10 protein-coding genes are annotated in these 10,575 nt (G+C 65.3%); 4 read left to right on the top strand and 6 right to left on the bottom strand.

What is annotated here, in order from left to right; genetic code table 11:
• The 4 genes from RMO81_RS02025 to RMO81_RS02010 all read right to left on the bottom strand — a co-directional run.
• The coding region (locus RMO81_RS02025) for an AAA family ATPase (RefSeq protein WP_310474057.1) at window positions 1-236 on the bottom strand (236 nt) is incomplete at its 3' end.
• Window positions 237-974 (bottom strand): thioredoxin domain-containing protein, encoded by a 738-nt coding sequence (locus RMO81_RS02020; RefSeq protein ID WP_310474056.1) that lies wholly within the window; start codon window positions 972-974, stop codon window positions 237-239. It abuts the gene before it with no gap.
• Window positions 971-1,696: a thioredoxin domain-containing protein gene (locus RMO81_RS02015; RefSeq protein WP_310474055.1), complete on the bottom strand. Its 726-nt coding sequence runs from the start codon at window positions 1,694-1,696 to the stop codon at window positions 971-973. Before RMO81_RS02015 ends, RMO81_RS02020 begins: the two co-directional genes overlap by 4 nt.
• A 72-nt stretch (window positions 1,697-1,768) precedes the next feature.
• Entirely contained in the window at window positions 1,769-2,317 is a 549-nt protein-coding gene (locus RMO81_RS02010; RefSeq protein WP_310474054.1) for a DUF721 domain-containing protein, read from the bottom strand.
• Between RMO81_RS02010 and RMO81_RS02005 the strand changes: the two genes are divergently transcribed.
• Both RMO81_RS02005 and nudC read left to right on the top strand, forming a co-directional pair.
• The gene (locus RMO81_RS02005; protein ID WP_409049572.1) at window positions 2,316-3,419 is read left to right on the top strand and encodes an A/G-specific adenine glycosylase; all 1,104 of its coding nucleotides are present in this window, start codon (window positions 2,316-2,318) and stop codon (window positions 3,417-3,419) included. The two genes, RMO81_RS02010 and RMO81_RS02005, sit on opposite strands and share 2 nt — an antisense overlap.
• The gene (gene nudC, locus RMO81_RS02000) at window positions 3,416-4,312 is read left to right on the top strand and encodes an NAD(+) diphosphatase (protein ID WP_310474052.1); all 897 of its coding nucleotides are present in this window, start codon (window positions 3,416-3,418) and stop codon (window positions 4,310-4,312) included. The genes RMO81_RS02005 and nudC overlap by 4 nt, the downstream gene beginning before the upstream one ends.
• Window positions 4,313-4,362: 50 nt before the next feature.
• On the opposite strand, the gene RMO81_RS01995 is transcribed toward nudC, so the two are convergent.
• Entirely contained in the window at window positions 4,363-6,726 is a 2,364-nt protein-coding gene (locus RMO81_RS01995) for an EAL domain-containing protein (RefSeq protein WP_310474051.1), read from the bottom strand.
• Between the two features lie 139 nt (window positions 6,727-6,865).
• Between RMO81_RS01995 and RMO81_RS01990 the strand changes: the two genes are divergently transcribed.
• Window positions 6,866-9,184, top strand: coding sequence for a UvrD-helicase domain-containing protein (locus RMO81_RS01990; protein WP_310474050.1), 2,319 nt, complete (start codon window positions 6,866-6,868; stop codon window positions 9,182-9,184).
• Here RMO81_RS01990 and RMO81_RS01985 read toward each other — a convergent pair whose 3' ends face one another.
• Complete coding sequence (locus tag RMO81_RS01985) at window positions 9,185-9,505, bottom strand: hypothetical protein (protein ID WP_310474049.1); 321 nt, start codon at window positions 9,503-9,505, stop codon at window positions 9,185-9,187.
• A 120-nt stretch (window positions 9,506-9,625) separates the two neighbouring features.
• Here RMO81_RS01985 and RMO81_RS01980 point away from each other — a divergent pair.
• On the top strand, window positions 9,626-10,575 hold a 950-nt coding region (locus tag RMO81_RS01980), incomplete at its 3' end, for an MFS transporter (RefSeq protein ID WP_310474048.1).

Here is a 10,575-nt window from a genome sequence, read left to right as displayed (position 1 = left end):
GTGGCAAACTCGCGTGCCGGGCGGGCGCTGGTGCCGGCAAAGATCACATCGTCCATGCCGCCCGAGCGCATGGATTTCGGGCTGCCTTCGCCCATCACCCATCGCAACGCTTCCAGCAGATTGGATTTGCCGCAGCCATTGGGGCCAACCACACCGGTCAACCCCGGTTCGATATGCAGATCGACCGGTTCAACGAAGGACTTGAAGCCCGCAAGGCGAAGTCGGCGGAATTCCACTTAGCGCAAGGCTGCCTGTAATTTGGGTTCGAGATCGGCCCAGGTGTAAACGTCGGCCTGCACGGTGCCGTTAATGATGAAGCCGGGCGTGCCGGTAAGCTTGAGCTCGTTCACTGCCTGGTTGCGCAGATCGTTGATCGCCTTGGACTGCGCCGGATCGGCCAGGCACTGATCGAACTTGGCGCGCGGGATGCCGCGCAGCTTAACATAATCCGCCAGGCCGCCCAATTCGGCCATGCGGGCAATCGCCTGTTCCTCCGGCAGCTTGGCCAGCGCTTCCTGATCGGCCTTGCTGATGCGGCTGAACGGCTCGATCCAGCCGGCCTGATCGGCAAAGAAATTGTCGAGCAGGCCAAAGAACGGCCCGGCGCCCTGGCAACGGGCCAGAACGGTGGCGGCAAAATCCGGGCCATTCAATACGAAGTTACGGAATTCATAGGAAACATTGCCGCTGGCGATATATTTCGATTTGATCGTGGCCGACGCGGCTTCGTGGAATTCGCGGCAATGCGGGCAAGTGAGCGAGGCGAATTCAACCAGTTTCACCTTGGCATCGGGGTTGCCCATGCGGAAACCACCGTCGGGCGTGGCGGCAACGACATCCACCCAATTCTGGCCGGCAGGGGCCGCAACAACGGGCGCGCTGCTGGCGGCTTCGCCGGCAGGGGCTGCCGTCTTGTCGCCGCAGGCCGCCAGAGCCAGAGCCAGAACGGAAACCGTGAAAAATTGGCGCATCATTTCTTCCTTTGCGGTGCAGCCTTGATGGCGGCGTCGAGCATGGGTTCAAGCGCGGCCCAATCAAACACATCGGTTTGCATGCGGCCGTTGATGAGGAAACTGGGTGTGCCCTGCAATTTATGAACCTGAACTGCATCGGCGCGAATCGCGAGCAGCTTCTCCATCGCGGGTTTGGCGGCCAGGCAGGCATCATAGCGCGCGCGGGGCAGGCCGGCCGCAGCGGCGAATTCCGGCAGTTTGCCGGCAACCGCCATGGCCGGGCCCTGGGCATCCGACGCCAGGCCCTGAATGCGGGTCCGTTCGGCTTCGGGAATGGCCATGAACGGCGTTATCAACTCGTCCTGCCGGGCATAGACGCGGTTGACGAAAGCCCAGGCCTGCGGCGCGGCCTGACACTGCATCAACAGGCCGGCCATCAGATCAATGCCATTCAGCGAAAAGGAGCGATATTCATAACTGACCTGGCCCGCCGCCAGCCAGCGCGCGCGGATGACCGGCAGGCCCTCGGCATGGAAGGCCCGGCAGTGTGGGCAGGTGAGCGAGCCGAACTCGACCAGTTTTACCGGCGCATTGGGATTGCCCATCAGTATGCCGCCCTGCGGCGTGACGGCGAGGCGGGTTGACCAATCGGCAACGGCAGCCGGCGCCGGCGCGCGCGCCGGTTGGGCGGCGGTGGGGGCTGCCAGCAGGCCAGCGATCAGGAGTGCAGAAGCAAGATGCATGGCCCTTCTCTAGCGTGGTGCAGCCGCCAGCGCCAAGCCCCATCGGGAACCAATAAACATCAGCCGATGTCACTACCGGATTTTGGGCGGGCCCTGGCTGATGGTCAACGCCTCGGCCAGCGATTGCAGCGTGGCGCGCAATTCCGGATCGGCAATGTCACGCAAGGAGGAGCGCGCGGTTTCCGGCAAGGGGCCGGGCTGCGGCGGCGGCGGCGCGGGCACGGCCATGGTGGTGGCGCCCTGCTCGATGCTGAGCCGGGCCACGGCGGCATAGCCCAGGATGCGGTTGGCGCGTTCGATGATCTGGGGTTCGACATGGCGCAGCATGGGGGCGAGCGCGCCGGTGGCAGCGATGGTCAGCGTGCCGCCGTCTTTCTGACCACGCGGAAATTTCAGCCGCGTCGGCTGGCAGTGGCGGGCGTAGGTAACACCAACGATTTCAGTCCAGCGGTCGTTCAGCGCGCTGTGGGTGAAACCAAAGCGCTTGAAGGCCTGGCCGCCGACTTCGCCCACCAGTTCGGCAATCGGCTTGGCGCGGCCGCCCCTCACCCTTTCCTTGGGCGGTTTTGGCGGCGCTGGCTGCGGCGATTTAGCCAGAGTCTTGGGGGGCGTTTTCGGCATGCGGCTTCCATGCCATAGACGCAAAGTGACCGATAGCTGGCCCCTTCAACTGCTCGATTGGTATCACGCCCATGCGCGGGTGCTGCCGTGGCGCAATCCGCCCGGCGCGGCGCTGCCGACGGATGCAGACTGGCCCTACCGCGTGTGGCTGTCGGAAATCATGCTGCAGCAAACCACGGTGGAGGCCGCCACGCCCTATTTCCACGCCTTCACGGCGCGTTGGCCTGACGTGGCGGCACTGGCAGCGGCTGATGATGCCGATGTGATGCAGGCCTGGGCCGGGCTGGGCTATTATGCCCGCGCCCGCAATCTGCTCGCCTGTGCGCGCACGGTGGTTGACCGCCATGGCGGCCACTTTCCCGCCCACGAAACCGCACTGCGCGATCTGCCGGGTGTGGGCGATTATACGGCGGCGGCGGTGGCGGCCTTTGGCTTTGGCCGCGATGCGGTGGTGATCGATGGCAATGTCGAACGGGTGGTGAGCCGGCTGTTCGCGATTTCCACCCCCCTGCCCGCCGCGCGCGTTGCCATCAGGGCGGCGCTGGCGCCGCTGGTGCCGCAGGGCCAAGCCGGCGATTTCGCGCAAGCCATGATGGATCTTGCCCGCCGGGTCTGCACGGCACGGGCGCCGCGCTGCCTTGTCTGCCCGTTGATCGGCAGCTGTGCCGCCAACAAGGCCGGCCCGCCCGATGCCTTCCCGGTCAAAGCGGCTAAGAAGGCCCGGCCGACCCGGCACGGCACGGCCTGGTGGATCGAGGCCGACGGCCATGTGCTGACCATCGTTCGCCCCGCCAAGGGCCTGCTCGGCGGCATGCGGGCGCTGCCCAGCTGCGATTGGCGCGGGGCAGGCACGCCGCCGATCCCCGGGGACTGGCAGAATTTCGGCGTGGTGCGCCACGGCTTCACGCATTTTGAACTGGAGCTGGCGGTGCAGGCGCTGCTGCTCGATCAACGGCCAGATCTGGGTCCCGATCTGGCCCTGCCCGGCGCGCAGTGGCTGGCGCTGGACACGGTGGAAACCGCCGGCATGCCCACGCTTTTTGCCAAGGCGGCAACACTGGGCCTTGCCGCCGCGCAAGAACGCGGGAAGATGGCGGCATGACGATATTCCATGATGTGCCGGTCACCGGCTTTTCCGGCAACGAGCTGGACCGCGCCGACGAGATCAGGCGCGACCCCGCCGCGCTGATTGCCATGCGCGCTCGCCCCGATGCGCGCTGGCTGGTGATGGATGGCCTTAATCCGGTGGTGCGGGCGGGCGAGAACCCGACCATATTGTGGGCCTATCGTTCCGACGTGCCGCACGATGCGCTGTCGATCTTTCTGGGCGTCGGCGCGCAAGGCCCGCGGTTTGCGGCCGCCACGCCTTCGGATGAACTGGTGGCGGATTTCGGCGGCAAACTGCTCGATGCGCGGGCGGCGGGCGCGCTGCTTCCGGCGCGCGAAGCTGCCATCGTGGCGCAGGCCCGCTCCATCCTCGATTGGCACCAGCGCCACGGGTTCTGTGCAGTGTGCGGCGGCAAGACGGTGCTGGCCAAGGCCGGCTATGCCCGCCAGTGCCAGGGTTGCCAAGCCGAACATTTCCCGCGCGTCGATCCGGTGGTGATCATGCTGGCCATAAAGGACGGTCACGCGTTGATTGGCCGCCAGCCGCGCTTTCCCACGGGGTTCCTGTCGGCGCTGGCCGGCTTTGTCGAACCGGGCGAAAGCCTTGAAGAAGCCGTGCGCCGCGAACTGTGGGAGGAAGCCGGCATCAAGACAGCGCGCGTGCGCTATCTCGCCAGCCAGCCCTGGCCCTTCCCGTCCAGCCTGATGATCGCCGCCTTTGCCGAAGCCGAAGGTTTCGAGGTGCGGCTGGACGAGGATGAGCTGGAAGAAGTGCGCTGGGTGACCAAGGACGAGGTGCGCGCGTCGCTTGCCGGCACGGGTGATTTCCTCAGCCCCCCGCCACTCGCCATCGCCCACACGCTGCTGAAAACCTGGGTCGACGAATAACCCTCACCCGGCCGCTTCGCGTCCACCCTCTCCCCGAACGGGAGAGGGGATCAGGCCGCCACTTCCTCACACACCAGCTTGGTCGCTTCTTCCGGCGACATCGGCTTGCCAAACAGAAAACCCTGCACCTGCGTGCAGCCCAGTTCCCGGCACAGTTCGAACGCGGCGCGGGTTTCGGTGCCTTCGGCGGTCGTCTTCATATCGAGACTGGCAGCGAGCCGCACGATGGCCTGGATGATGGCGCTGGCTTCGTCGCCCATGGCCGTGGCCCGCTTGACGAAGCTGCGATCGATCTTGATGCGGCTGAAACTGGCCTTTTGCAGCGTGCCCAGCGCCGAATAGCCGGTGCCGAAATCATCGAGCGCAAAGCTCACGCCCAGTGCCGTCAGCCGCGCCAGCACATCGACCACAGCCGGTTTTTCAGCCAGGAACAGGCTTTCGGTGATTTCCAGTTCCAGCCGCTCCGGCGCCACGCCGTGGCGGGCCAGGGCGCCGGCGATCACGTCGGGCAGATTGGTTTCCTCCATCTGCACGGCCGACAGATTCACCGACACCTTGACATGCGCCGGCCAGCGCGCCGCCCAGGCCAATGCCTCGTCAACCACCCATTCGCCGATGGGCACGATCAAACCGGTTTCTTCCGCCAGCGGGATGAAGTCGAGCGGCGAGACCACGCCCAGTTCCGGGTGGTGCCAGCGCAGCAGTGCCTCGAAACCGGTGATGCGTTCATCGTCGCTGTCGACCACCGGCTGGAACAGCAGCCGCAGCTGATCGCGTTCCTGCGCGGCGGCCAGATCGGCTTCCAGCTTGCGGCGCTCGGCGGCGGCAGCGGCCATTTCCGGCGTAAAGCGGCAGGCGGCACCGCGGCCCTGTTCCTTCACCCGGTACAAGGCCAGATCGGCACATTTCAGCAGGTCTTCCGGGGTCTGGGCATCAAACGGCGCCAGCGCCCAGCCTACCGACGCGCCAACCACGGCAGAGCCGGCGTGGCTTTCATCGCCCAGCGGGAACGGCCGAGACATGTCCTTGACGATGCGTTCTGCGATCATTTGAACGCCATCACCGCTGCCATCGGTCAGCACGATGGCAAATTCATCGCCGCCCAGGCGGGCAACGGTGGCGCCGCCCTTCACATGGGCTTTCACCAGTGCCTGCAGCCGCTGCGCCACCTGCCGCAGCAGCAGATCGCCGGCAGCATGGCCAAAACAATCATTCACCGCCTTGAACCGATCAAGATCGACAAACAGCAGGGCCGAAGGCTTGCCCGACAACGTTGCAGTTTCCACCAGATCGTCCAGCGATTCACGGAACAGGCTGCGATTGGCCAGCCCGGTGAGCGGGTCGAAGCGCGCCAGCTGCGCAATGCGTTCCTGGCTGCGCCGCACTTCGGTCACGTCGCGGCCCACGCCGCGAAAGCCGGTGAAATTGCCGGCCTCATCCTGCTTGGGCGTGCCCGACAGCGCCCACCAGCGCAGATCCCGGCCCAGCGGCACCGGCACCACCAGATCGCGGAACGGCTCCCGTTCCTTGATGGCATGGACCAGCGCCGCCGTGGTCGCACCACCTTGCACCGGATCGAGCAGCGCCAGCACCGGCTGGCCCAGCATGTCGGCGCGGCGGCGGCGGGCGACATCGGCAAAACGCACCGTGACATGGGTCAGGCAGCCGCGCGCATCCAGTTCCAGCAGCCAATCCGAGCCGTTGGATTCATATTCGTTGAGCAGCAGCCGGACGACTTCGCCCTGTTCCTGCAGATCGGCTTCGCTCTTCAGCCGCGCCATGGTGTGATACGTGGTAACCAGCGCAGAGCGCAGCTTGATGGCGATAAAACAGGCCAATCCGAACCCGACCAGCGGATGGTGGAGCGGCGCACCGGCCGGCAGGGCCAGCACCATGCCGCCGCCAATGAAAAAACACACCAGCATCACCGCCACCGGCATGGTGGCCGCCGCATTGGTCACGGCACCCATGAAAATCAGCGAGAACAGCATGATCACGGTCTGGCTGTCGGCGGGAAGCTCTGGCACCAGGGCGTGCAGCAACCCGGACCAGAACAGCGCCAGTATGCCAATCTCGCAAGTCACCCGCAGATGCTCGCTCTTGTCGGCGCGGCGGGGGCCGGTGCTGGGCCGCCGGCGCACGATGCGCAGGCTCCACAGCCCAACCAGCAGGGCAATGCCGACCATCCACGGCGCCAGCCGGTCGAAATTCACGGCCGTGCCGAAATTGGCCAGCACAGCGACCAGATTCATGGCCAACAGCGTGAGATTGAACGGGATGTTGCGGCTGAGCTGCCCGAGCTGCTGGCCACGCACTTCGGCCCAAAAGCCATCGCCCGGCTGATCCAGGCCCAGCACTTGCCGCCAACCCAGATCGCGCACCATCTGAACGGGCGGCTTCAGCATTGCGGTCATCGTTCATCCTTGTCGATCAGCCCACTGACAAGGGGAACGGCGGCGGTTGCGGCGGTTTGAGTCACGTTGGGAATCACCCTCGCTGGCGGCCCTGCATTGCGGCTTGGCAGCGGGGCCTTTGTTCCTTAATTGTTCACTTATGACCCTGCCCGCCTCCCCTGATTCTGTGGCTGCCGAACCGCCGTGGCTGGCCGGCCTGAACCCGCCCCAGCGCGATGCCGTGACGACCACCGAAGGCCCGGTGCTGATCCTGGCCGGGGCTGGCACCGGCAAGACCAAGGCGCTCACCGCCCGGCTGGCGCACATCTTGTTCAATCGGCTGGCCTGGCCATCAGAAGTGCTGGCTGTCACCTTCACCAACCGGGCCGCGCGCGAGATGCGCCACCGCACCGAACTGCTGTTGGGGCCGATGGCCGAAGGCCTGCCGTGGCTGGGCACATTTCACGCGCTGGCGGCGAAGATGCTGCGCCGTCATGCCGGGCTGGTCGGCTTGAACGCGCAATTCACCATCCTTGATACCGATGATCAGCTGCGCCTTTTGAAACAGGTGGTGGCCGAAGCCGGCCATGACGACAAACGCTGGCCGGCCAAGCAGCTGGCTGGCCTGATCGACCGCTGGAAGAACAAGGGCCAGCTGCCGGCCGACGTGCCGCCGGGCGAGAGTTTTGCCTATGCCGATGGTGCCAAAGGTGGCGGCGCGGCCATGTATGCGCGCTATCAGGAACGGCTGGTGGGCTTGAACGCCTGCGATTTTGGCGATCTGCTGCTGCACATGCTGACCATCTTCCGCCAGCATGCCGATGTGGCCGCCGATTATCAGCGCCGCTTCAAATATCTGATGGTCGATGAATATCAGGACACCAACAGCGCGCAATATCAGTGGTTGCAGGCGCTGGTTGGCGCAGGCCGGAATCTGGCCTGCGTGGGTGACGATGATCAGTCGATCTATAGCTGGCGCGGCGCCGAAGTCGCCAATATCCTGCGCTTTGAACATGATTTCCCCGGCGCCAAGATGATCCGGCTGGAACAGAATTACCGCTCCACACCGCATATTCTCGCCGCTGCCAACGCACTGATCGCCCACAATCGCGGCCGGCTCGGCAAGGCGTTGTTTACCGCTCACACCAGCGGCGAACCCGTGGAAGTGACCAGCGTGTGGGACGGGCCCGAAGAAGCCCGCCTGGTTGGCGACGAAGCCGAACGGCTGGGCCGCGAGGGCGCGTCGCTCAATGACATGGCCATATTGGTGCGCGCCCAGTTTCAGACGCGCCTGTTTGAAGACCGTTTCATCGCCATCGGCCTGCCCTATCGCATCGTCGGCGGTTTCCGTTTCTATGAGCGTGCCGAGGTGCGTGATGCGCTGGCCTATCTGCGGCTGGTGCAATCGCCCGATGATGCGCTGGCCTTTGAACGCATCATCAACGTGCCAAAACGCGGCCTGGGCGACAAGGCGATGGCGACCATGCACGCCGCGGCCCGCGCCATGAACATATCCCTGCCGCGTGCGGCCGCGGCCCTGGTGGACAGCAATGATCTTACGCCGGCAGCGCGGCGGGCGGTGAAGGCCTTCATCACCGATGTCGCCCGCTGGCGCGACATGGCGGGCAATATGGGTCATTCCGAACTGGCCGAAGTGGTGCTGGAGGAATCGGGCTATGTCGCCATGTGGCAGGCCGACAAATCCACCGACGCCGATGGCCGCATCGAAAATCTGAAGGAACTGGTGCGGGCGATGGGCGATTATCCCAGCCTGACCGCATTTCTGGAACATGTCGCGCTGGTGATGGACAATGATGCCAATGCCGATGGCGAAAAGATCACCATCATGACGCTGCACGCCGCCAAAGGGCTGGAATTTGATCAGGTCTTCCTGCCCGGATGGGAAGAAGGCGTGTTCCCCAGCCAGCGCTCACTCGACGAAGGCGGCACCAACGCGCTGGAGGAAGAACGGCGGCTGGCCTATGTGGGCATCACCCGCGCGAGGCTGCGCGCCCACATCATCAACGCCGCCAACCGCCAGGTTTATGGCCAGTGGACAGCGGCACTGCCCAGCCGCTTCATCGCCGAACTGCCCGAAAGCCATGTGATGGCGCGATCGACCATGAGCGGCGGGCCCAGCCTGTGGCGGGCGGCACTGGAAGGCGGCGATCCGTTCGCGCATCTGCAACGCGGCACGGGGCGCGGGCCGGGGTGGGACCGGGCGGCGCAGGGCGGCGGCAATTTTGCCAACCGGTCAGATCGGGATTTCGGCCCGCGCAGCGCCGCGCCAAAAGAAGCCAGGGTCAGCGCCGTCTCGTTCAGCCCCAGCCCGGCCATTCGCAAGGGCGCGCGCGTGTTTCACGCCAAGTTCGGCGAAGGCACGGTGTTCCATGTTGACGGCAACAAGCTGGAGATTGATTTCGCCGCAGCCGGGCGCAAGCGCGTGCTCGACAGTTTCGTGTCGCTCAAAGACGCTTGATCAAAGCGGCCTGATATCCTTGCCCGTCAGGGCGCCCATCACCTCGCCAAACACCCGCGGCGTCAGGAACAGCAGGCCAACGGCGGTCAGGGCCAGGCATTGCAGCATCGGCCAATGCAGATATTCCTGCGCAAAAAAGAATGTGCCAACCAGAACAAAGCCGTTGAACCGCGCCACCATCGACAACACGATGGCGACCAGCCCCCATTGCCAGCTCAGGCCCAAGGTCCAACCTGTCCACGCCAGCCCCATCAGCAGGAAACCAACGCCGCACAGGGCGATCGCCAACACATAGCCGGGAAATTTGCGAAAACTGGACATTGACCCGGAAACTAACACCGACAGCGCGCGACGGCAATTCCGGCGCCGTGAATGGATGCCCTGAATGGATGCCCTGAATGGATGATTGCCGCTGCGGCTCGCGCTTTCTATGGAAGATGGGTGCCGTCCATCCCCGCGCCTTTGCTGATCGCCGATTATCGCGCCTTCTGGGCCGCGCGGTTCTTTGCGACGGTGGCCGGCCTGATGCTGGTGGTGGTGATCGGCTGGCAAGTATACGACATCGCCCGCGCCACGATGAGCCGTGATGAAGCCGCGTTCCTGCTCGGCATGATCGGCCTGGCGCAGTTTCTGCCGCTGTTCTGCCTGGCACTGGTGGTGGGCGTGATCGCCGATCGCATGGATCGCCGCTACATCGCGCGGGCGGCAGTGGCGCTGGAAATCTTCTGTGCCGCTGTGCTGGCCTGGCTGGCGCTCACGGGCGAAGTGCCGATGGTCGCACTGTTCGTGGTCGCTGCCCTGCTGGGTGTGGCGCGGGCCTTTCAGGGGCCATCGATGGCCGCGCTTGCCCCCAATCTGGTGCCGCGCGACCTGCTGCCCCAGGCCATCGCTTTGAACAGCATCAGCTGGCAAGCCGGCGCGGTGATCGGCCCGCCGCTAGGGGCCTTTCTCTATGCCGTTTCGCCGGCCACACCCTATGTGACGGCGACAATCCTGTTTGGCATCACCTTCATCTGCCTGATGACCATCCGCCCGGTGCCGCGCCCGCTGCCCGCCACCGTCACTCCGTGGCGCAGCGTGGTCGAAGGCGTCGCCTATGTGCGCCACAACCGGGTGCTGTTGGGCGCCATCAGCCTGGATCTGTTTGCCGTGCTGCTGGGCGGGGCGACGGCGATGCTGCCGGTTTATGCCCGCGATGTGCTGCATGTTGGCGTTGAAGGGCTTGGTCCGCTGCGCGCCGCGCCATCGGCTGGCGCAGTGCTGATGGCGGTGCTGCTCGCCAGCCGGCCGCTGCGCCGCCATGTCGGCCCGGTGATGTTTGCCAGCGTTGGGGTGTTTGGCCTGGCCACCATCGTTTTTGGCCTGTCCACTTCTTACCCGCTCAGCCTGGC

It is taken from the genome of Sandarakinorhabdus sp. (assembly GCF_031422795.1).
Classification (GTDB): Bacteria; Pseudomonadota; Alphaproteobacteria; order Sphingomonadales; family Sphingomonadaceae; genus Sandarakinorhabdus.
The sequence above is the reverse complement of the archived record's forward strand: the minus strand, read 5'-3'. Positions and strand labels throughout refer to the sequence as shown.